Annotated in this window: 16 protein-coding genes, 1 tRNA gene and 1 riboswitch; of the genes, 2 read left to right on the forward strand and 15 right to left on the reverse strand. The window is 59.1% G+C overall.

The genetic code is table 11. The features are described from left to right. Positions 1-88 precede the first annotated feature (88 nt). The 5 genes from C2E19_RS22360 to ltaE all read right to left on the reverse strand — a co-directional run bounded on the left by C2E19_RS22360 (position 89) and on the right by ltaE (position 5,719). Positions 89-179: transfer RNA gene (locus C2E19_RS22360), tRNA-Ser, on the reverse strand. Positions 180-241: 62 nt separating this feature from the next. Next, positions 242-430 (reverse strand): carbon storage regulator CsrA, encoded by a 189-nt coding sequence (csrA, locus tag C2E19_RS22365; RefSeq protein WP_002554426.1) that lies wholly within the window; start codon positions 428-430, stop codon positions 242-244. 187 nt (positions 431-617) lie between these two features. Continuing rightward, positions 618-1,859: an aspartate kinase gene (locus C2E19_RS22370; RefSeq protein ID WP_053122853.1), complete on the reverse strand. Its 1,242-nt coding sequence runs from the start codon at positions 1,857-1,859 to the stop codon at positions 618-620. Positions 1,860-1,949: 90 nt separating this feature from the next. After that, positions 1,950-4,568 carry an alanine--tRNA ligase gene (gene alaS / locus C2E19_RS22375; RefSeq protein ID WP_129395114.1) on the reverse strand — a complete coding sequence of 873 codons (2,619 nt, stop codon included), beginning with the start codon at positions 4,566-4,568 and terminating at the stop codon, positions 1,950-1,952. A gap of 146 nt (positions 4,569-4,714) precedes the next feature. Continuing rightward, entirely contained in the window at positions 4,715-5,719 is a 1,005-nt protein-coding gene (ltaE, locus tag C2E19_RS22380; protein WP_129395115.1) for a low-specificity L-threonine aldolase, read from the reverse strand. 299 nt (positions 5,720-6,018) lie between these two features. After that, positions 6,019-6,191: riboswitch (FMN riboswitch) on the forward strand. A gap of 101 nt (positions 6,192-6,292) precedes the next feature. On the opposite strand from ltaE, the gene C2E19_RS22385 reads away from it, so the two are divergent. Continuing rightward, positions 6,293-6,802, forward strand: coding sequence for a 6,7-dimethyl-8-ribityllumazine synthase (locus C2E19_RS22385; RefSeq protein ID WP_129395116.1), 510 nt, complete (start codon positions 6,293-6,295; stop codon positions 6,800-6,802). A gap of 133 nt (positions 6,803-6,935) precedes the next feature. Here C2E19_RS22385 and astE read toward each other — a convergent pair whose 3' ends face one another. From astE to C2E19_RS22420, 7 genes are all read right to left on the reverse strand, one after another. Next, positions 6,936-7,946: a succinylglutamate desuccinylase gene (gene astE, locus C2E19_RS22390; protein ID WP_129395117.1), complete on the reverse strand. Its 1,011-nt coding sequence runs from the start codon at positions 7,944-7,946 to the stop codon at positions 6,936-6,938. Between the two features lie 12 nt (positions 7,947-7,958). Next, positions 7,959-8,249, reverse strand: a complete 291-nt coding sequence (locus tag C2E19_RS22395) for a hypothetical protein (protein ID WP_016983958.1) — start codon at positions 8,247-8,249, stop codon at positions 7,959-7,961. A 58-nt stretch (positions 8,250-8,307) separates the two neighbouring features. Beyond that, positions 8,308-9,654 carry an N-succinylarginine dihydrolase gene (gene astB / locus C2E19_RS22400; protein WP_129395118.1) on the reverse strand — a complete coding sequence of 449 codons (1,347 nt, stop codon included), beginning with the start codon at positions 9,652-9,654 and terminating at the stop codon, positions 8,308-8,310. Positions 9,655-9,793: 139 nt separating this feature from the next. Further along, on the reverse strand, positions 9,794-11,263 hold the full coding sequence (astD, locus tag C2E19_RS22405; RefSeq protein WP_164979479.1) for a succinylglutamate-semialdehyde dehydrogenase: 1,470 nt from the start codon (positions 11,261-11,263) through the stop codon (positions 9,794-9,796). Next, positions 11,260-12,285, reverse strand: a complete 1,026-nt coding sequence (gene astA / locus C2E19_RS22410) for an arginine N-succinyltransferase (protein ID WP_129395120.1) — start codon at positions 12,283-12,285, stop codon at positions 11,260-11,262. The genes astD and astA overlap by 4 nt, the downstream gene beginning before the upstream one ends. Before the next feature lie 51 nt (positions 12,286-12,336). Continuing rightward, positions 12,337-13,356, reverse strand: coding sequence for an arginine/ornithine succinyltransferase subunit alpha (gene aruF, locus C2E19_RS22415; RefSeq protein WP_129395121.1), 1,020 nt, complete (start codon positions 13,354-13,356; stop codon positions 12,337-12,339). Between the two features lie 214 nt (positions 13,357-13,570). Then, positions 13,571-14,791 carry an aspartate aminotransferase family protein gene (locus tag C2E19_RS22420; protein WP_008077923.1) on the reverse strand — a complete coding sequence of 407 codons (1,221 nt, stop codon included), beginning with the start codon at positions 14,789-14,791 and terminating at the stop codon, positions 13,571-13,573. A gap of 218 nt (positions 14,792-15,009) precedes the next feature. On the opposite strand from C2E19_RS22420, the gene C2E19_RS22425 reads away from it, so the two are divergent. Further along, positions 15,010-20,145 carry a dermonecrotic toxin domain-containing protein gene (locus C2E19_RS22425; protein WP_256661236.1) on the forward strand — a complete coding sequence of 1,712 codons (5,136 nt, stop codon included), beginning with the start codon at positions 15,010-15,012 and terminating at the stop codon, positions 20,143-20,145. 26 nt (positions 20,146-20,171) lie between these two features. Here C2E19_RS22425 and argR read toward each other — a convergent pair whose 3' ends face one another. The 3 genes from argR to C2E19_RS22440 all read right to left on the reverse strand — a co-directional run bounded on the left by argR (position 20,172) and on the right by C2E19_RS22440 (position 23,341). After that, positions 20,172-21,164 carry a transcriptional regulator ArgR gene (argR, locus tag C2E19_RS22430; RefSeq protein ID WP_164979446.1) on the reverse strand — a complete coding sequence of 331 codons (993 nt, stop codon included), beginning with the start codon at positions 21,162-21,164 and terminating at the stop codon, positions 20,172-20,174. A gap of 272 nt (positions 21,165-21,436) precedes the next feature. Beyond that, the gene (locus C2E19_RS22435; RefSeq protein ID WP_003227281.1) at positions 21,437-22,201 is read right to left on the reverse strand and encodes an ABC transporter ATP-binding protein; all 765 of its coding nucleotides are present in this window, start codon (positions 22,199-22,201) and stop codon (positions 21,437-21,439) included. Positions 22,202-22,228: 27 nt separating this feature from the next. After that, positions 22,229-23,341, reverse strand: coding sequence for a M14 family metallopeptidase (locus tag C2E19_RS22440; RefSeq protein WP_129395123.1), 1,113 nt, complete (start codon positions 23,339-23,341; stop codon positions 22,229-22,231). Position 23,342: the final 1 nt, after the last annotated feature.

Consider the following 23,342-nt stretch of genomic DNA (forward strand, 5'->3'; position numbering starts at 1 on the left):
AGCCCGTCTAATCTCTATTCCAACCACTTTTTCTATTAATTTCAACAACTTACAGAAAAAGCCAGATTACGACGTACTAAGCAAATAATGGCGGAGAACGGGGGATTCGAACCCCCGACACCCTTTTGAGGTGTACTCCCTTAGCAGGGGAGCGCCTTCGGCCACTCGGCCAGCTCTCCGCAACACGGGGCGTATCTTAACCAACCTTTTCCCCGTTTGCAAACATAAAAATCGATAAAAATTAATGGCTTGGTTCTTCGTCCTTCTCTTTCTTTATACGCAGGTAAATTTCCTCACGGTGCACGGCAACCTCTTTCGGGGCGTTGACGCCGATACGCACCTGGTTTCCTTTAACGCCGAGCACGGTCACGGTGATTTCGCCGTCACCGATAATCAGGCTTTCTGCGCACCGACGGGTCAGAATCAGCATACCTTTCTCCTTACGCAATTCAGTTCAGGGACAACAGTCTGCAAAAAAAAGGCACCCGACCTACAACCGGAGCGATCGTAGCCCTACATGCCTGAGTATTGACCAGCGCGAGCAAAAGAACAGTTCAGGGCTCGCGCCATTCAAAAAATAAAGGGCGCGGTCAGACCGCGCCCTTCAAGAAATGGAATTACTCGCCTTGACGGGCAGGCGCATCCAGTTCGAAAGCCGTGTGCAGGGCGCGCACGGCCAGTTCCAGGTACTTCTCTTCAATCACTACGGAAACCTTGATTTCCGAAGTCGAGATCATCTGGATGTTGATGCTTTCTTTTGCCAGGGATTCGAACATGCGGCTGGCCACGCCTGCGTGGGAACGCATGCCGACGCCGACGATCGAGACCTTGGCGATCTTGATGTCGCCAACCACTTCACGGGCACCAATCTCGCGAGCGGTGTTTTCCAGCACGTTCTGTGCGGCCTGGAAGTCGTTGCGGTGTACGGTGAAGGTGAAGTCGGTGGTGTTATCGTGCGCAACGTTCTGCACGATCATGTCGACTTCGATGTTCGCGGCACTGATCGGGCCGAGAATCTTGAACGCCACGCCCGGGGTGTCTGGCACGCCACGGATGGTCAGCTTGGCTTCATCGCGGTTGAAAGCGATGCCGGAAATGATCGGCTGTTCCATGGTTTCCTCTTCATCAATAGTAATGAGGGTGCCCGGACCCTCCTTGAAGCTGTGCAGTACGCGCAGCGGAACGTTGTACTTGCCGGCGAATTCCACCGCCCGGATCTGCAACACCTTGGAACCGAGGCTGGCCATTTCCAGCATCTCTTCAAAGGTAATCTTGTCGAGACGCTGAGCGACCGGCACCACACGCGGGTCAGTGGTGTAGACACCATCGACGTCGGTGTAGATCTGGCACTCGTCAGCCTTCAAAGCAGCAGCCAATGCCACACCGGTAGTGTCGGAACCGCCACGGCCGAGAGTGGTGATGTTGCCGTGCTCGTCGACGCCCTGGAAACCGGCGACAACGACGACGCGACCGGCTTTCAGATCACCGCGAATCTTCTGGTCATCAATCTGCAAGATACGCGCTTTATTGTGCGCACTGTCGGTCAGGATCCGTACCTGATTGCCGGTGTACGAAACCGCTGGCACACCGCGCTTGATCAGCGCCATGGCCAACAGGGCAATCGTCACCTGCTCACCGGTAGACACGATCACGTCCAGCTCACGCGGAACCGGTTGACCGTCACCACTGATTTGCTTGGCCAGATCGATCAGACGGTTGGTTTCGCCGCTCATTGCAGACAGCACAACCACCAGGTCATCGCCGGCATCGCGGAATTTCTTAACCTTGTCGGCGACCTGCTCGATTCTCTCGACAGTACCGACCGAGGTGCCTCCAAATTTCTGTACGATCAAAGCCATTTCAAAGCCGCCTCTGCCCATGAAGGGCGCCCAATAATCACTCGAACAGCCACCGCGCCCGCCACTAGACTGCGAGCGCGATGGACCGTCTTATAAACCCTGCTCGACGAATGGAACGGTCAGCGCCAGTGCACCATCCAGCGCGCCGGCATCAACACCGCCGCCCTGCGCCATGTCCGGACGACCACCGCCCTTCCCGCCCACTGCCGCAGCAGCCTGTTTCATCAAATCACCGGCTTTGAGTTGGCCAGTCAGGTCCTTGGTTACGCCTGCAACCAGAACGACCTTTTCCTCATGGACACTGCCGAGCAGGATCACTGCGCGGCCGAGTTTGTTCTTCAACTGATCAACCAGCGCCAGCAACGCTTTGGCGTCCTGACCATCCAGACGTGCAGCCAGAACCTTCACGCCTTTGACGTCCAGTGCCGAGGACGACAGATCGTCGCCCGCCGCGCTGGCTGCTTTGGCTTGCAACTGTTCGAGCTGCTTCTCCAGTTGGCGATTGCGCTCCAGCACAGCCGACAGCTTGTCGATCAGGTTGTCGCGGCTGCCCTTGACCAGGCTGGCCGCTTCCTTGAGTTGTTCTTCTGCAGCATTCAAGTACGCCAGTGCCTGTGCACCGGTGACCGCTTCGATACGACGTACGCCCGAAGCCACACCACCTTCGCTGATGATTTTCAGCAGGCCAATGTCGCCGGTACGGTTGGCGTGGATACCGCCGCACAGCTCGACGGAGAAATCACCGCCCATGCTCAGCACGCGCACGTTGTCGCCGTACTTCTCGCCGAACAGCGCCATCGCGCCTTTGTTCTTGGCGGTCTCGATGTCGGTTTCTTCGGTTTCGACAGCGGAGTTCTTGCGAATCTCGGCGTTGACGATGTCTTCCAGCGCTTTGATCTGCTCAGGCTTGATCGCTTCAAAGTGGCTGAAGTCGAAACGCAGACGCTGGCTATCCACCAACGAACCTTTCTGCTGAACATGCTCACCCAGTACTTGGCGCAATGCAGCGTGCAGCAAGTGCGTGGCCGAGTGGTTCAGCGAAGTCGCATGACGCACTTCAGCATCAACGTGAGTTTCCACTGGCGCGCCGATGGTCAGGCTGCCCGAATCCAGCACACCGTGGTGCAGGAAGGCGCCGCCGGTCTTGGTGGTGTCACGCACGTCGAAACGGCTGCTGCCGGCCTGCAGATAACCGCAGTCGCCGATCTGGCCGCCGGATTCAGCGTAGAACGGCGTCTGGTTCAGCACGATCACCGCCTCTTCGCCTTCATTCAAGACGTCGACCGACTGGCCATCTTTATAGATAGCGACGATTTTTGCCGAACCGCTGGTGTCTTTGTAACCGGTGAACTCGGTGGCAACGTCAACCTTGACCAGCGTGTTGTAGTCCAGACCGAACGAGCTGGCCGAGCGCGCACGAACACGCTGGGCTTCCATCTCACGTTCGAAACCGGCTTCGTCGACGGTCAGACTGCGCTCACGCGCGATGTCGGCGGTCAGGTCCATCGGGAAACCGTAGGTGTCGTAGAGTTTGAACACCACGTCGCCCGGCACCACGGTGCCTTTGAGTTCCAGCAGATCCTGCTCGAGAATTTTCAGGCCGTGCTCCAGAGTCTTGGAGAACTGCTCCTCTTCGGCCTTGAGCACGCGCTCGATGTTGCTCTGCTGCTTTTTCAGTTCCGGGAAGGCTTCGCCCATCTCGGCAACCAGCGCAGCAACGATCTTGTAGAAGAAGCTGCCAGTGGCGCCCAGCTTGTTACCGTGACGGCAAGCGCGACGGATGATCCGCCGCAGCACATAACCGCGACCTTCGTTGGACGGCAGCACGCCGTCGGCGATCAGGAAACCGCACGAACGAATGTGGTCGGAGACTACTTTCAGCGAAGACTGATCGCCGTTTTCGCAGCCGATGGCTTCAGCCGAAGCCTTCAGCAGGTTCTTGAACAGGTCGATGTCGTAGTTGGAATTGACGTGCTGCATTACCGCACTGATCCGCTCCAGGCCCATGCCGGTGTCGACCGACGGTGCTGGCAACGGATGCAACACGCCATCGGCGGTGCGGTTGAACTGCATGAACACGTTGTTCCAGATCTCGATGTAACGGTCGCCGTCTTCTTCCGGCGAGCCCGGTGGGCCGCCCCAGATGTGGTCGCCGTGATCGTAGAAAATCTCGGTGCACGGGCCGCACGGGCCGGTGTCACCCATGGTCCAGAAGTTGTCGGAGGCGTAAGGCGCGCCCTTGTTGTCGCCGATGCGGATCATGCGCTCGACCGGCACACCGATTTCTTTGGTCCAGATGTCATACGCTTCGTCGTCGGAGGCGTAGACGGTGACCCAGAGTTTTTCCTTCGGCAGTTTCAGAACGCCGGTCAGGAAGGTCCAGGCAAAGGTAATCGCGTCGTGCTTGAAATAGTCACCGAAGCTGAAGTTACCGAGCATTTCGAAGAACGTGTGGTGACGAGCGGTATACCCGACGTTTTCCAGGTCGCTGTTCTTGCCACCGGCACGTACGCATTTCTGGCTGCTGGTCGCGCGGGTGTACGCACGTTTTTCCTGGCCCAGGAAGCAGTCCTTGAACTGGTTCATCCCCGCGTTAGTGAACAGCAGGGTTGGGTCGTTGCCCGGAATCAAAGAGCTGGAGGCTACACGGGTGTGGCCTTGATCTTCGAAGAAGCGAAGGAAGGCTTCACGGATTTCTGCGCTTTTCATTAGGTTCTTCCACGGAGGCTGCGGCCAAAGGCCTGTTCGAAACGTCAACAGACGAAGCGACGGCAAAGGGCCGCATTATATCGGCCCTGCGCGCGGGGTACAGCGTGTTTATACGATAGAAACGGTCAATTGGACGGCGAACGCTGTCACTTGCGCGAAAACTCGACGAATGTCGCGATCACTTGCTCGATTTGCGAGCGATTGACGTCCATGTGCGTGACCATGCGCAGACGCGCGGCGGCGCTCAACTTGATCCCACGTTCAGCAGCAAAGGCCTTGATCGCTTCGGCTTTGTTGCCCATTTGCACATAAACCATGTTGGTTTGCACCGGTTCGACAGTGAAACCGGCTTCACGCAGACCGTCGGCCAAAAACTGCGCGTTGGCGTGGTCATCCGCCAGACGCTCGACGTTGTTATCCAGCGCATACAGCCCCGCCGCTGCCAGCAACCCGGCCTGACGCATGCCGCCACCGACCATTTTGCGCAAACGGCGGGCCTTGCCGATCAGCTGCTCAGAACCGCACAAAACCGAGCCCACCGGTGCGCCGAGGCCTTTGGACAGGCACACCGACACCGAATCGAAATGTTTCGTGATTTCCCGCGCATCAACCCCGAGTTTGACCGCCGCGTTGTAAAGACGCGCGCCATCCAGATGCAACTGCAGACCGTGCTCTTGGGTAAATTGGCGCGCCCGGGCTAGATATTCCAGCGGCAGCACTTTGCCTTGCATGGTGTTTTCCAGCGCCAGCAATCGAGTGCGGGCGAAGTGGAAATCGTCCGGTTTGATCGCCGCCGCGACCTGATCCAGGTCCAGCGAACCGTCGACCTGCACTTCCAGCGGTTGCGGCTGGATCGATCCGAGCACTGCCGCGCCTCCGCCCTCGTACTTGTAGGTGTGCGCCTGCTGGCCAACGACGTATTCGTCGCCGCGCTCGCAGTGCGCCATCAAGCCCAGCAGGTTGCTCATGGTGCCGGTCGGCACGAACAGCGCGGCGGCAAAGCCCAAACGTTTGGCCAGTTCGGCTTCCAGACGATTGACGGTTGGATCTTCGCCATACACATCATCACCGGTGCCTGCCGCGGTCATCGCGTCGAGCATGGCGGGGGTCGGTTGGGTGACGGTGTCGCTGCGAAGATCGATAACGCTCATAAACCTGGCCTCTGGTCAGCGGGAAAATCCCTTTACGAAGGTCAATTACTGCGGTCATGAGGCAGATTATTCAAGCCTTTAATGAGAAAAGGCCACGTTACGCCCCTAGAAAGCGCAATCCATGTGGGAGCGGACTTGCTCGCTAAGGCAGATTGCCAGCCAACATTTGCGTTGAAGGTTAAATCGCTTTCGCGAGCAAGCCCGCTCCCACAGGTTCTGTATTTCGCTGGCCGGTATTGAGTATGCAAGGCCTGAAAATATATGTTAAAAACGCTGCGCCGCCCGAGAAAGGGCGGCAAAAACGTTCTCAGGGCGGGGTGTAATTCCCCACCGGCGGTAATTGCGCGCAATGCGCATAGCCCGCGAGCGCTTGGGTGCTGAACACGGCTTTGGTTGTGAGCGGCGGCAAGGTCAGCAGACCCGGTGTGATTCCGGGGCCGACGGTCATAGTCCGGATGAAGAGAGAACGGGATTAACGCCAAAGGGCCGTCCGCGCAATGTTGTGCGTGTGCGCACCCTTGAATCCCTTTCGATTCATAACGCCCTGTTTTTCACACAAACAGGAGTCAGAACATGCAACCCACCGCTATCGACAGCAAAAGCAAACACCCACACGGCGAGCGCGTAGCGTTCATCCAGGCCTGCTGGCACAAGGAAATCGTCGATCAGAGCCGTAAAGGCTTCGTCGCCGAAATGATTGCCCTGGGTTATCAGGAATCGGACATCGACATCTTCGAAGTCGGCGGCGCCTTTGAAATGCCTCTGCACGCCAAATTGCTGGCCAAGACCGGACGATATGCCGGCATCGTCGCGGCAGCCTTGGTCGTCGACGGCGGCATCTACCGTCACGAGTTCGTCGCCCAGTCGGTGGTCAGCGGCCTGATGCAGGTGCAGCTGGAAACTGAAGTGCCGGTGTTCTCGGTGTCACTGACCCCGCATCATTTCCATGCTGGCGACGAGCATCAGAAGTTCTTCTTTGAGCACTTTGTGCACAAAGGTCAGGAAGCGGCGCGGACTTGCGCGGATACGCTGCAAAAAATCCGCTCCCTGCGCCGTACCGAGCCACGTGCTGTAGCGGTCTGACGTCACGCAAATCAAATGTGGGAGCGGGCTTGCTCGCGAAGGCGGAGTGTCAGTCGGCAAAAGTGCTACTGACAGACCGCATTCGCGAGCAAGCCCGCTCCCACAATGGTTTTATGGCGACCTCGGGATGGGGTCAGGCGAGGTTTGCATCGCCGGTCGGGACGATCAGAATGCCCGCGCGCAAGCCGTTCTTGACCTTCGGATTGGGGAAGATGATCCGCGCGCCCTCTTCCTCAATGATCCAGCGGGTATTGGCCAGATCTTCGGCCAGCACGTAACCCAGCTCCAACTCGGAAAAGTTCTCGATGTCCTGCGGCAGGTTCAAGCGAAAGGCATCGCTGTGCTTGATGATTTCTCGCGCGACGCTGAACAGCTGGAGACCGTCCAGGCCTTCCTCAGCCATCTCTGGCTCCGTACCTTCGATGATCTGCTTCAGACGGGTTTCCAGCAGCGAGACGTTTACGCCGTCGTTCTGCCCGAACGGCCGCGCCTTGCCCAGCTCCAGCGTGAAAGCCTCGGCACCGAGCTTGTCGTAGGTGTAGGAACTGAACACGATTGACGGCTTGTTCTGCAACAGCACCGCTTCCATCCCGGCGGCGCGCAAACGGGCCAGCTCAAGACGCGAATGCTGACGACCTTCCTTCCATGGATACAAAGCGAACTGTTCGATCTTCGAACCGCGAATCGCCGTGTGCAAGTCGTAGTGCAGGCGCTGACGATCCGGCAGGCTGAAGAAACTCGCCGCCAGACGCTCCAGCTCACAGGCACGCAGCGCTTCGCTGCCACTGCTTTGTTCATGACGGCCGTTGAACAGCCGATTGACGTCCTGCTCGACGAAGCGCTCGCCTTTGCGAATCGCTTCCGGGTTGCCGAACAGAAACAGAATGCGTGCGCGCGGCTTCAGATCGCCGCGAGCGATGTCATGCAGCAGCCGATCAAGCAACTCGATCGGCGCTGTTTCGTTGCCATGAATCCCTGCCGACAGCAGCAGGTCCAGGCCATTGTCGCGCGCTTGCGGTGGCCGGACTTCCAGCGCACCTTCGCTCAACCAGCGCATCCGCACGCCTTCGACAGTCAGTTGAGTCTTCTCCGCCGGTTCGCGGCCGGCGAGGGTCAGTTCAAGCAGTTTGCCGAGGGCGAGCATAGAGCGGTTTCCTTAGTGATCGTGGTTGCAATCCGGGCCGTGCACGTGGTCTTCGTCGTCGCCGACGTCAGCCGGTTCCATTTCCAGTTGCAGACTTACCAGATTAGTCGCCAATGGGCGCAGCAGCAGGTTGGCGTACTCGGCATCACCTTCTTCAACGTCCACGCCGATCAGCAACTGGCCACGGCCGTCCTGCTGGATCCACAGCTCCTTGCCTTGCCACATGACCGCGACGCGGGTGCACGAGGTTTGCAGTTGCGTGCCGTCGGTGTCTTCAAGGATCAGCTGCAGGGAATCGCTCATGTTTTTACTCTCTTGGGGGAGACAAGCCGCGCGCCGCGTTCAGGCGACGCGCCGGCCATCAATTGATCTGGAATGGATAAACCGCGCCCAGTTTAAGGATTTGCGTCAGTTCATCCAGTGCCGTCCGGCATTCAAGCAGCAATTGCGGATCCGCCAGATCGGTTTCGCTCAGGCGGTCGCGGTAGTGCTTTTCAACCCATGCGGTCAACGAACCGTACAACGGTGCGGTCATGATAACCCCTGGGTTGACCGCCGCCAGTTCAGTTTCGTTAAGCGCGACGCGCAGTCGCAGGCAGGCCGGGCCGCCGCCGTTCTGCATGCTCTGCTTGAGATCGAAGACTTTCACTTCACGAATCAGACCGCCGGAGTTGGTCAGGCTTTGCAGGTAAGCCCAGACACGCTCGTTGGCCTGGCACTCTTGCGGCACGATCAGCAACATCGAGCCATCAGGGCGCGACAGCAACTGGCTGTTGAACAGATAGGAACGAACCGCGTCATCCACGGTAACTGCCGAGCGCGGCACACACACCGACTGGAAGTTGCCGCCAACCTTGGCGAGTTTTCCTTGCAGCTCGGCCAGCATCTGCTCGGTCTCAAGGAACGCGTCCTCGTGATAGAACAGCACCTCGCCATTGCCCACGGCGATCACGTCGTTGTGGAACACGCCTTGATCGATCACGTTCGGATTTTGCTGGGCGTAGACCACGCCTTCGTCACGCAGACCGTGCAGACGCGCGACGGCTTGCGAGGCTTCGAGGGTCTGCCGTGCCGGGTACTTTTGCGGCGCCGGGAAACGATTGTCGAACGCGCTGCGACCGAACACGAAAAACTCGACGCCGGCCTCACCATATTCACGACAGAAACGCGTGTGGTTGGCCGCACCTTCGTCGCCGAACTGCGCCACTGCCGGCAATGCGGCGTGATGGGCGAAGTGCTGCTGATTGGCGAACATCGCACCCAGCACGCGGCTGGTGGTCGGGTGCTCGATGCTGCGGTGATATTTGCAGTTGAGGTTGGCGGCGGTGAAATGCACGCGGCCATCAGCGGTGTCGGCACTCGGGCTGACCGTGGCCGCGTTGGCCACCCACATGCTCGACGCCGAGCAACTGGCAACCAGCAGCGGCATGGCTTCTTTGGCGGCGCGCTCGATGACTTGCGCATCAGTGCCACTGAAACCCAGACGGCGCAAAGCTGCCACGTCCGGACGTTCCTGCGGTGCCAGCACGCCTTGCTGAAAGCCCATTTCCATCAGCGCTTTCATCTTCGCCAGGCCTTGCAGCGCCGCTTCCTTCGGATTCGAGGATTGCTGGCTGTTGCTCTGGGAGGCAACGTTGCCGTAGGACAGACCACCGTAGTTATGGGTCGGCCCCACTAGACCGTCAAAATTGACTTCATAGGATTTCATCAGCGAGGCTCCACGAGAATCTGTTGTTATAGGCATCGAGTAACAATTAGGTAAGACCGAGGCGCGGCTATCGCGAGCAGGCTCGCTCCCACATTGGAATGCATTTCCTTGTGGGAGCGAGCCTGCTCGCGAAAGGGCATCACGCCATCTTCACGCCTGGCGTGAGGGCCGATGGCAACACCAGGCTCGGCGTTTCCAGCGACGCTACCGGGTACGCGCAATAATCCGCCGCGTAATAGGCGCTGGCGCGATGGTTGCCCGAGGCACCGACACCACCAAACGGCGCGCTACTCGCAGCACCGGTCAGCTGTTTGTTCCAGTTGACGATACCGGCGCGGCTTTCCAGCCAGAACTGCTGATAACGCGCTTCGGAATCCGACAACAGACCAGCAGCCAAGCCGTAAGCGGTGTCATTGGCTTCGGCGATCGCCGCTTCAAAATCGGTGTAGCGAATAACTTGCAGCAACGGGCCGAACAGTTCTTCGTCCGGACGCTCGGCAACGGCGGTCACATCAACAATGCCCGGCGTCAACAGCGCGGCTTGCGCCTGTGGCTGAGTCATTTCCAGCAGCGACACAGCGCCGTTGGCCAGCAGATGTTCTTGAGCGTCCATCAGCGCTTTCGCCGCGCCGAGGGAAATCACCGAACCCATGAACGGCGCCGGTTGTTGATCGAACGCACCGACTTCAATAGTCGAGCTGACTTCAACCAGACGCTTGAGCAGGCTGTCGCCCCACGCGCCTTGCGGTACCAGCAGACGACGTGCACAGGTGCAACGCTGACCGGCAGAGATGAACGCCGACTGAATGATCGTGTAAACCGCTGCATCCAGATCCGCGACCTGATCGACCACCAGCGGATTGTTGCCGCCCATCTCCAGCGCCAGAATCTTGTCCGGACGCCCGGCGAATTGCTGGTGCAGATGGTTGCCGGTGCGACTCGAACCGGTGAAGAACAGACCGTCGATGCCCGGATTCGCTGCCAGCGCAATGCCGGTTTCGCGAGCGCCTTGCAGCAGGTTCAGGACACCGGCCGGCAGACCGGCTTCGATCCAGCACTTAACCGTCAGCTCGGCGACTTTCGGGGTCAACTCGCTTGGCTTGAACAACACACTGTTACCCGCCAGCAGCGCTGGAACGATATGACCGTTCGGCAAGTGCCCTGGGAAATTGTAAGGGCCGAATACCGCCACCACACCGTGTGGCTTGTGGCGCAACACGGCAGTGGCGTCGCCCAACGGGCCGCTCTTTTCGCCGGTACGCTCGCGGTAGCTCTGCACCGAGATCGCGATCTTGTTGACCATGCTGGTCACTTCCGTCGCCGATTCCCACAGCGGTTTGCCGGTCTCTTCACCGATGGTGCGAGCCAGTTCGTCGGCATGGTTCTTCAATGCGGCGGCGAATGCCTCAAGCACACCAATGCGCTCTTCCAGCGAACGACGCGCCCAGCCCGGAAACGCCTGACGTGCAGCCTGCACAGCCGATTCAACCTGGGCGGTGGTAGCGCCCTCCCCCGACCACAGCACTTGCTGGGTCACCGGGTTCAGCGATTGAAAGGCTTCGCCCTGACCGGCTAGCCACTCACCTGCGATGTATAGCGAATTCATTATTTCGACTCCCGTGCAGCGGACAACGCCACGGCGCGCACTTGATCGCCAGCGTTGAGTTGAAGACGTTTGGCGGTCTGCGGATCGACCACCAGCGTGCCGGCAGCGAGACGCGCCGGCGCAGCGGTGATGCGGCAGTCTTCGCGCTTGCGGTTATGGATGATGAACGGCGTGGCGTCATCGCCCGGCGTACCCACAGCCAGCACCAGTGCTTCGCTGTCACGCACTGCGCGGATCTTGCCGGTTTCGCATTCGATGGCCGGGCCGGCGTCGAAGATGTCGACGTACCCCTGATAGCTGAAGCCTTCGCCCTTGAGCATCGCCAATGCCGGCTCGGTGTCCGGATGAACCTGACCAATGACGTTACGGGCATCTTCGGACAAGAAGCAGGTGTACAGCGGGAACTTCGGCATCAGCTCGGCGATGAACGCCTTGTTACCGACACCGGTGAGGTAATCGGCCTGACTGAATTCCATCTTGAAGAAGTGACGACCGAGGCTTTCCCAGAACGGCGAACGGCCGGCGTCATCGGAGACACCGCGCATTTCGGCGATGATCTTGTTGCCGAACAACTCAGGGAATTCGGCGATGAACAGCATCCGCGCCTTCGACAGCATGCGACCGTTGAGGCCACTGCGATAATCGGCGTGCAGGAACAGCGAGCACAGCTCGGAATTACCGGTCAGGTCGTTGGCCAGAAACAGTGTCGGAATTTCGCGATAGATGTTCAGTTCTTGCGAAGCACTGACAGTCAGACCAACACGGAAGTTGTACCAGGGTTCACGCATGCCAACGGCACCCGCGATGGCGGAAATCCCCACCACGCGACCGTCATCGTCTTCGAGCACGAACAGGTAGTCCGCATCGCCACGGCCAGCTTCGCCGCGAAAGGTCTTCTCGGCCCAGCCAACCCGATGGGCCAGACGTTCTTCGTTGGCCGGCAAAGTCGTGAGGCCAGTGCCGGTGCTGCGGGCCAGGTCGATCAGAGCGGATAAATCGCTGCTGCGTACGGGACGAACAATCATGCTATCTCCTCAAACGGGCCGCCTTCGCCACCCGTGAAACTCGCTAAGGCGTTAAACCGCCACCAGGCGCACGCTGGCACCTTCACCGACGCCCAGGGCTTCGGCTGCTTCCAGATCCAGAGTCACCGGCTTGCCCGGCGCGTAATCCAGCTCCAGCAGCACCGCTCGGTAATCCTGCAACTGCGCGTTGGCCACCAGATACTGGCGCCCGGCACCTTTGACCGGCTCGCCGATCTTCACTGGCACCACACGGCTCTGGGCGATCGAGCGGATCCCCGAAACACGTGCATGCAGGGTCGGGCCACCGTCGAAAATGTCGATGTAGTGATCGGTCTCGAAGCCTTCGCGCATCAGGATGTCGAAGGTGATCTGCGCACGCGGGTGCACCTGGCCCATCGCCTCTTGAGCGGAGTCCGGCAGCAACGGCACGTAGATCGGGTAATGCGGCATCAGCTCGGCGAGGAACGTACGGCTTTTCAGCCCGCACAGGCGCTCGGCTTCGGCGTAGTTGAGATCAAAGAAGTTGCGACCGATCGCATCCCAGAATGGCGAGTCGCCGTTTTCATCGCTGTAACCGACGATCTCGGTGACCACCGAATCAGCGAACCGCTCAGGGTGGCTGGCGACGAACAGCAGACGGCCACGGGAATTGAGCTCCGACCACGGCGAACCAACCAGCTCGCGCTGCACGTAGAAACTGGTCAGCAAACTGTTGCCGGTCAGGTCGTGGCATTGCGAAAGCACGTGGATCTTGTTGTGGATCTTCAGCTCGCGCGAGGCGTGCACGAAAGTCTCGTTGCGGAAGCTGTAGAACGGCTCCGAATAGCCGGCCGAAGCGACAATCGCCGAGCAGCCGACCAGTTTGCCGGTGGTGGAATCTTCGAGGACGAAGAAATAGCTTTCTTCACCGTTAAAACTCACTTCGGCGGAGAACGAAGCTTCGCTCGCGGCGATTTTGTCGCTCAGACGTTCCACGTCATCCGGCAAGGACGTGACACCAATCGGGCTGTCCGCAGCCAGACGCTGTACCTCGCCCAGATCAGCCATTTGCGCAGGGCGCATCACCAGCATGGTGTCACTCCTTAATCTCAGTACTTACAGAAAAAAATAACCAGGCCTACACAGAGATCAATATAGGAGTGAGCCTGCTCGCGATTGCGGTCTGTCAGAAACCAATGAGTCGACTGACACAACGCAATCGCGAGCAGGCTCACTCCTACAGTTGATCGGGTCCGGCATAAAATTTTGATCGGCGCCTGAAAAACTCCAGGCGTCGAAGGGTCTATCAGGCTTGCGTCAGTGCTGCCGCAGCGCGCTCGAAACGATCCAGGCCAGCATCGATATCGGCGTCTTCCACCACCAGGCTCGGGGCGAAACGAATCACGTCCGGGCCGGCCTGCAGAATCATCAGGCCTTCTTTTTCAGCGGCGTTGAAGATGTCTTTGGCTTTGCCTTTCCAGGCATCGCTGAGCACGCAACCGATCAACAGACCGAGGCCTCGCACCTGTGTGAACAGGCCGTACTTCTCGCCGATCTGCTCAAGGCGCGCCTTGAACTTGTCGTGCTTGGCATTCACGCCGTTCAGCACTTCAGGGGTGTTGATCACGTCGATCACGGCTTCGGCGACCGCGCACGCCAGCGGGTTACCGCCATAAGTGGTGCCGTGGGTACCGACGACCAGATGTTTGGCCAGCGCTTCAGTCGTCAACATGGCTGCGATCGGGAAACCACCGCCCAGGCTCTTGGCACTGGTGAGGATGTCCGGGGTCACGCCGTAATGCTGATAGGCAAACAGCTTGCCGCTGCGGCCCATGCCGGTTTGCACTTCGTCGAACACCAGCAGCGCGTTGTTCGCGTCGCAGAGTTCGCGGGCACCTTGCAGATAAGCCAGTTCGGCCGGCAGTACGCCACCTTCGCCCTGGATCGGTTCCAGCACGACCGCACAGGTCTTGTCGGAAACCGCTGCCTTCAATGCAGCCAGGTCGTTGTAAGGGACGTGGGTGATGCCGGTGATTTTCGGACCGAAACCGTCGGAGTACTTCGACTGGCCACCGACGTTGACGGTGAACAGGGTACGGCCGTGGAAGCTGTTCAGCGCAGCGATGATTTCGTACTTCTCAGTGCCGAAACGGTCGAATGCAACACGACGGGCCAGCTTGAACGCGGCCTCGTTGGCTTCAGCGCCGGAGTTGCAGAAGAACACGCGCTCAGCGAACGTGGCGTCGATCAGCTTGTGCGCCAGGCGCAGAGCTGGTTCGTTGGTGAACACGTTGGACACGTGCCACAGCTTGTTCGCCTGTTCGGTCAATGCACCGACCAGCGCCGGATGCGCATGGCCCAATACGTTAACGGCAATCCCGCCGGCGAAGTCGATCAGCTCGCGGCCGGCCTGATCCCAGACACGGGAACCGGCGCCACGCACCGGAATGAAAGCGGCAGGCGCGTAGTTGGGAACCATTACCTGGTCGAAATCGGCGCGTTGTACCGCAGCGTGCTCAACGGACATCGGAGTCTCCTGATGAGAAACACCCGCCTGAAACTGGCGAGCGATGGGGGGATTGTAAGGACAGTTTTCAGCCCGGCCTTGCCGCCAAGCGACAACTTCTTATAACGCAAACCCCGGATTTTCCCGGGTTTACGGCAATGCGACATATAGCGTCGCAAAGGCGCAGTTTAAACCGCACGCCGCTGTTTGCGCAGGACTGCTGGAGATCTTACTCAAGAGTGTTTTTCGTTGTGCGGTATATATGTACCGCACATCAATGCGTTTCACAGGGTTTGCTATGGAACTTTCCAAGGCAAACGGCCGCTCCCATGATTGATGAAAATCCAGCCCTCCACGCATCGCCATCCGACTCAGCCTTGCTGCCCAAGCCCGACGGGCACTATCAACCTCTGCTCGATGCCATTGCGCCGTGGCTCAGCCAGGCGCCGACCCACAGGCGCGATGCGCTGAAAAAAACCACGCCAGAGCTTTCCGCCCCGCTCCTGCAAGCGCCACGCAAAGAGCATGAGAAATTGCGCGCGCTCAATGCATTGCAGTGGGCTGCGCAAAACCGCGTCGAGCAAAACCTCGCACGCCTGCTGGATGCCCAGTCCTTCGCCGAACTACTGCTAGGCGCCGAGATAGAAAAACGTTTCGGGCTGAACCTCGATGTCAGGCAAATCTTCATGCGCCTTTACGTCCCTGCGCATGCGCCGTTGCCTGGGCTCAAGTCGGGCGCCGCGCGCACCTGGACGGTCGCCTTGGTGGACGCCGCACTGCATAACTTTGAAAGCCGCGAAACCACGGTCGACGCCTTCGAAACCACCTCCGCCTATATCAGCCGCCCTACACCCGAGGGACAGTTCAGCGCGTTGCCAAAGATTCGCGAAAAAATGCCTATCCCGGCCTTTACGAAACTGTGCCGTGATCTGGACATCGGCCAGCGCTACAAAAGCTATCTGGAAGACAACCTCGGCATCAGCAATCCCGTAGTCGCAGCGCTCCTGCAAACCAATGTCAAAGCCAGTGACAAAGCGGCCCTGATAACGGCGCTGCAAATGGCCTACATGCAAAAACTGCTGAGCGGCGATATCCATCGGCTGATTCTCGGCTTGCTCGATGGCTTGAAGTATCTGCGCCTGAATCGCCAATCCTGGCAATGCCATGCGCTGACAATCATGAACGCCCGACTGACCGGTATCGTGCTTTTCGCTCCTGGTCTCGAGGGTACGCACACGACATCAAGAGTCGTGGCCTACATTCCGGATGACCCGGAACACCCGATCAGGGAGTACGCCAGCACCGGCGAGTTTGCCCGGCACCTGACACAACGCCTGCGAGATCCGGACTATCAATCTTTTTTCAGTCGGTTCATCGATCATGAGGATCGTGGGCATTTCTTCGGCCAGTTGAACAATCGCCTTCTGCCGATCACCTGGCAACCGGTTTCCAACGGTGATCCGCGCCCCACCTGGCGCGAGAATCCAGTCGAACGCGCGCCTCTGCAAATGGCCGCGACAACGATCAAAGGCAACTTGTGGGTTTATCTCTACCAACGAAAACTCGACAAAATTCTCAACGATGCACGGGTTGTCGCCGTCTCCACAGCAGCGGTCGACTGTCAGGCTCGCTGGGCGCTCTGGGATTCGTTCAGCGAAGTGGCTGCGTCCCTGCTCAACATTGTCGCCTTCATCGCGTTGCCATTCGTGCCATTTCTCGGCGAGCTGATGTTGGCGTATACCGCCTATCAACTGCTCGACGAAACCTTTGAAGGCATCGTCGATTGGGCGCAAGGCGCGTCCCGCGAGGCATTCGAACACTTCATGGGCGCCGTGGAATCCGTCGTTCAGGTAGGTGCTTTCGCAGCAGGCGGGGTCATCGCGGCAAGCCAGTTTCGCGCGCTACTGCCGGAATCAGTGGTTGCGTTCATTGACCGGCTCACCCCGGCGAAACTGCCGAATGGCACCTCACGGTACTGGAAACCCGACCTGCACCTTTACGAGCAGACCACCTCCCTGCCCAAGGATGCAAAACCCGATGCGCTGGGTTTGCATGCTCATCAAGGTAAAACCCTGCTGGCTCTGGAAGACAAACTTTACGCGGTCAGCCAGGACAGCCCGTCAGCGCAATACCGCATCGACCACCCCGTTCGCCCCGAAGCCTATAAACCCGGACTCCAGCACAACCAGGCCGGGGTCTGGCAAACCGAACTCGATCAGCCGCTGGACTGGGAACGCAAGACGCTGTTGAGCCGTAGCGATCCGCACATGCGCCAACTGCCGCTCAGTGTGCAGGAGCGCCTGTTGGACATCAGTGGCTGCGAGGAAAATGCCTTGCGCAAAATGCACGTCGAACTTGGGCAGATGCCGCCTCTGCTGGCCGACACCCTGCTGCGCTGGCGGCTGGACGCTGACATTCAGACATTCATCGAGCAAATCGGTAGCGAACGCGCGGAAGATTACCTCCAGGCCGATCCGGCCATCCAGTTGCAACTACTGCATGAGAGCGGCGACTGGCCAGCCAACAAAGGTGTGCACTTGGTTGGTCGCAAAGGAAAGGTACTTTGGCAAACGCCCACGGCGGACGTGCCGCTTCTACAGATTGATACCTCAAGACTCGACGCCGGCGATCTGCTCAAGACCTGTCTGCTGCGCTTGTCGGAAGTCGATGCAAAAACGTTACTGAACGAAAAACCCCATATCACGCCGCCGACGCTTGAGAGCCGCACCCGGACTTTGCGTCGACGGATCGTCGAACTGGCACAAACCAAAAGACAAAGCCTGTTCGAGGATAAATATCGCAGCCTGCAACGTAACGCTGCCCCACTGGTTCAGGTACTGATGGATGCCGAACCGGACCTGCCCAAGACACTGGCGCAATCGATACTGGAAACGACGAACGAGCTCGAACGCGAACAGCTCCAGCGCACAGTATTGCCCCGTCGGCTTGCCGAACTGACCCGCGAAATCGGCCTACAGGTGCGTGCGACTCGTGCACTGGAAGGGCTGGAGCTGAAAGCCACGCAGAACAATCTGGATACCGATCGCCTGATACTGCACTCGCTGCCGAGGCTGCCAGGCTGGTCGCAATCTTTGCGCTTGGAAGTCAGACACTACGCACATACCGGCCCCCTGATCGACAGCATCGGGCCGCTGGATGCCACCACTCGCAAAGTCCTGGTGCTGAATGAGCTGGGGCAATATCAGCCCTTTGACGATGCCGGCGAACAGCTTAGCGCTCTCGGCCCCCTGCTTTTCAATCTGCTGCAAGCCTTGCCTGATGCCGAGCGCCTGGCACTGAACGTCGGCATCGGCGAAAGTGAAAAACTCAATCTGCTGATTCGCCAACACCCCCTGAGCCGAGAAGAACTGCTGGCGCTGCTCTCGCAAAACCCGAACCGCAAACCCGCCTACGACCCGAGCGTCATGCGCCTGCTCGGCGGCACGACCGGTTTTCAACGCATGCCCACTAACACTCCGACTTTGCAATCCCATGCTCACCGGCTGCTGCCGCATCTGTTGCCCGAAGAACTGGAGGCTTTTGTCGAGCGCTTGCAACGCCATCCAAGCGGGCCACGCGGGGAGTTGAACCGATTGATCATCGAGCGAGGTCGACTCGACGAGGTTCTAAATCCCTGGGTGAATGCGATTCCTGTTGTTCACCCCGAAACCGGCACCCCACTCACTACCGAGCAATATGCCATTCAGCGACACCGGCGCCGGCAGATGCGGGTCGACTTACTGGATTGCTGGAAACAACAAGTCTCGCTGCCAACGGACTCCGAGCAAATGATTGATTTGCGTCTGGCTCAACCGATCATCGGCGAACTGCCGGCGCTCGAAGTCAACTTCAGCCATGTCGACCACCTGACCATGGAGGGCGCCGAGAACACTCAAGGCCTGCATCAATTCCTCCGCTGCTTTACGGATCTGCATCGACTGGCCCTGCGCGGCTTTCGCCTCGGCAGCCTGCCGGAGGCAATCAATCAGTCACCTCAGCTGCACGAACTGATACTCGCCGATTGCGGCATAACCCTGACACCGCAAAGCCTGGAAAGCCTGGGCAAGCAGACGAAGCTGAAAACTCTCGACCTGTTCCGCAACCCGCTCGGACTCATACCCAATGTAGAAAAGATGCCGAAGCTGAATTACATCGACGTCTCGGAAACCGGCATTGAGCAATTGCCCATTGGCCTGCTGAGCCGCCCACAATTGCGAACCGCCTTGCTCAATGACAACCAGATTCACGCATTGCCCGCAGTGCTCTTCGAACTGCCCGGCAGTGTGCCGGAAGGTTTCGATCTTGGCGGCAATCCAATTAATGTGACCGACCGCGAACGAATCAAACGCCACTTCAACCAGACACGGCAGGACTTTGGCGTTTTGGCCGAACCGGCCGACCTGCAACGCGTGCAAGCTTTGTACATGCACCTGGATCAGGAGCAGGCCAGCGAGTTTTTTTACCTGTTGCCCGGGACGTTGGCCGAAGGACGAATCGAAGTCGCGCGCCTAGAGCACGAATTCAGCAGCTTGAGCTCCGGGCTGGCAACCTGGGTAACCGATCTGCCTGCGCTCCATCCGATCAGCGGTGAACCCTTCACCCTGGACGAAGTGCTGAGCGAGCACGCAGCGCGGCATGAATTCAAAAGCATTCTGGAGCAGAGCTGGCAACGGGAGATGGATGAAGATGACTTCGATCAGGACAACGAGCCGACCCATGACTTGAACCTGACCTCCACCATCAACGGCGAGCTACCCGAACTCGACGCCGACTTCAGCCATGTATCACATCTCTACATGACAAGCCGTCCCGGGCGGACATCCGGCATCGAGAGATTTCTACAGACGTTTCCCAAACTCAAAGGCCTGACACTTCGTCAGTACCAACTTGAGCACATCCCCGACGCGGTATTTCGAATGGCCGATCTGACTCATCTGTCGCTCTCGGAGTGCCACATCACGCTCACGCCACAGGCCGTTGTCGAGCTTGCGCAGATGCATCGGCTGGATCATCTCGACTTGAGCGACAACCCCTTGGGCGAAACACCGGACGTCAGTCAGATGACGGAAATGACCCGGCTGCTGCTGGACAACACCGGGATCACCACGCTGCCATCGGGCCTGCTGCAGCTTGAGCAATTGGACCTGGCGGCACTGAACGACAACGCAATCACTGACGTCCCCAGTGATATCCTCGAACTGCCAGCGGAACGCGGCGAGAAGATCAACCTGCGCAACAACCCGTTCTCCGAAACGAGCGTGCAGCGCCTGCTCGCTTACTTCCGGAACTATCGTGTGGACTTTGGGGTGGAGGTGGTCATCAACCGGGCAGAACTCGAAGTGTCGACGTCGGAGGATTCCGAGATCGACGAGTGATCAACCTGCTCGCCGACCAAGGCCTGTCAACCGCGCTCTGGCGGCACCGACGACAATTCGAACGGGCTGCTGCTGCGCCGCTGGTTGCGATCTTCCCGCGGCGTGGCGCCAAAGAAGTTGCGATAGGCACTGGAGAAATGCGGCCCCGAAGAGAAGCCACACGAGAGGCCGATCTGGATGATCGACTTGCTGGTTTGCATCAACATCTGCCGGGCCTTGTTCAGGCGCAGTTCCAGGTAGTACTGGCTCGGCACGCGGTTGAGGTATTGCTTGAAGATCCGCTCCAGCTGTCGACGCGACACGCACACGTGCTGGGCGATTTCGTCGGTGGTCAGCGGTTCTTCGATGTTGGCTTCCATCAGCAACACCGCTTGGGTGAGCTTCGGATGGCTGGAGCCGAGACGGTTCTGCAACGGGATGCGCTGACGCTCGCCCCCTTCGCGGATACGCTCGACCACCAGTTCTTCCGACACTGCGCCGGCCAGTTCCGCACCATGATCGCGGGCCAGCACCGCCAGCAACAGGTCGAGAACGGACATGCCACCGCACGCGGTCAGGCGATCACGGTCCCAGTCGAACAAATGGCTGGTGGCAATGACTTTCGGGAAACGCTCGGCGAAATCGTCCTGCCAGCGCCAATGAACGGCAGCGCGATAACCGTCGAGCAAACCGAGTTGCGCCAATGGATAAACGCCAGCGGACAAACCGCCAATGACCGTGCCGGCACGTACCAGTTGCTTCAGTGCACTGCTGAGTGCCGGGGCCAGAGTGGTCGGCGGTTCATCGGCGAGCAGGAACAGTTTCTGGAAGTTTTCGAGCTTGCCGGTCCAGGCTTCACCGGGCAATTGCCAGGATCCTTCGGCCGAGGCTCCGGTAATGGCTTCGGCCTGCAGGAACGACAGTTCGTAAACCACGTCCGGATGCACACGCTGAGCAACACGCAAGGCCTCCTCCGCCAGCGCCAGCGTCAACGCTTTAGTGCTGGGCCAAATCAGGAAACCAATTCGATGGGCAGTCATGGGCGGGCAATCCGAAGCGAAGAACAGTGATGAAGGCAAGGGCCAATGCTAGCCCGAAAATGAACACAAATCTTGAGGCTGGCGCAGATCTCCTATCGGGACTGCAATACCTGTCCCAATGTAGGAGCTGACGAGTGAAACGAGGCTGCGATCTTTTGATCCTCAAAAACAGATCAAAAAATCGCAGCCTTCGGCACGCTCCTACAGTGGATTGGAGCCAGCCATCAGGTTGCGAAGCATGCACTATTCCGGTGCATACCGGCAGCTCTGAATTACTTGAGGCTGCCCGATAGGAATTGCTGCAGACGCTCCGATTGCGGATTGACCAGCACTTCACGCGGGTTGCCGCTCTCTTCCACCACGCCTTTGTGCAGGAACACCAGTTGATTCGACACTTCACGGGCAAAGCCCATTTCGTGGGTGACCACAACCATGGTGCGACCTTCCTGAGCCAGCGCCTGCATCACCTTCAGCACGTCGCCAACCAGTTCCGGATCGAGGGCCGAGGTCGGCTCGTCGAACAGCATCACCTCTGGCTCCATCGCCAGCGCACGAGCAATCGCCACACGCTGCTGCTCGCCACCGGACATGTGCCCAGGGAAGGCGTCTTTGCGATGCGCCACGCCGACCTTGTTCAGGTAGTGCTCGGCTTTCTCGCGGGCTTCGGCCTTGGATACGCCAAGCACATGCACCGGCGCTTCCATGATGTTTTCCAGCGCGGTCATGTGCGACCACAGGTTGAAATGCTGGAACACCATCGACAGGCGCGAACGCATGCGTTGCAGCTGTTTCGGATCAGCGGCTTTCAGCGCGCCGTCCTTGTTCGCTACCAGCTTCAGCTCTTCGTTGTTGAGCAGAATCTTGCCCGCGTGCGGCTGCTCGAGCAGGTTGATGCAGCGCAGGAAAGTACTTTTGCCGGAGCCACTGGAGCCGATGATGCTGATCACATCGCCGGCTGCCGCTTTCAGGGACACGCCCTTGAGCACTTCGTGACTGCCATAGCGTTTATGCAGGTCTTGGACTTCAAGTTTGTACATGCGGTCGGTTCTCACAAAAACAGTCAGTCAGTCGTTGAGCAAGCGCCCGTGACGCAGCGCTTCGCGCCCCGCCACCTTGGCCAGCCAGAAACCGGGTTGGGCATAACGCAGCCGTTCAATGGCAAACAGCACCCCGGAGGTACCAGCACATACCGTGCTGACCCGATCGGACACAGGATCAATCACTTCAAAAATCTCATCGCCCGCCTCGACCCATTCGCCGGGCTTGCGCAGAAAACTCACCACGCCAGGGTGAGGCGCCAGGAGCAATTCGGTGCCCTCGAACGGCATGCCTTCGCACGGTTCGTTCGCTGGGTTCGGCCACTCGCCGGTGATTAAACCTTGCTCGGCGAGGAACGCGAGAATGCCTTCAGCATACGCCTCGGCCTCAGCGCGACCGGTGTCGGCCTGACCGCCAAGTTCGATTGTGGTCGCCAGACACGCCAGCGGAATCTGCGCATCGGGGAACTGCCGCGACAGACGCAACCACGGCAGCGAGCAAGCTTCATCGAACGAGCTGCCGCCGGAATCTTCCGCGAGCAAACCCACGCGCACATTCAGATGCGCGGCCAGCGAACGCCACTGCGGCCAGTGCTGCGGCAACGCGTACATGTGCAGCGCGGCTTCGGCATCGCAATGCAGATCGAGCACCACATCGGCGGTGCAGGCATGGCTGAGCAACACGCGTTGCATGCCTTGCAACTGGCTGCTCGCTTCCGGCATTGCGGCCAAATGATCGGCCATCGCCTGACGAATCAGGCGCACATTGGCGTGCGGATCATCACCGAGACTGTCGGCCAATGCCGCCGCAACCGGCGCGCTCAACTCAACGAAATCACGGTTGAAATTCTTGCCGCTACCGGCCTCGAAACGGCCCTGATGATTGCCTTGCAGCAACTGCCCGAGACCCAACGGGTTGGCGACCGGCACCAGTTCGATGACACCGTTGAGCAAGCCTTGGGCTTCGAGTTCGCCGAGGCGCTTTTTCAGCTCCCAGGCAGTGCGCATGCCCGGCAATTCGTCAGCGTGCAGGCTGGCCTGAATATAGGCCTTGCGCTCGCCATGTCCGAAACGGAACACCGAAATCTTGCGCTCGCTGCCCAGATGGCTCCACGGCAATACGTGATCGATGCGTTCCATA

The organism is Pseudomonas sp. DTU12.3 (genome assembly GCF_004124275.1).
GTDB lineage: Bacteria > Pseudomonadota > Gammaproteobacteria > Pseudomonadales > Pseudomonadaceae > Aquipseudomonas > Aquipseudomonas helmanticensis.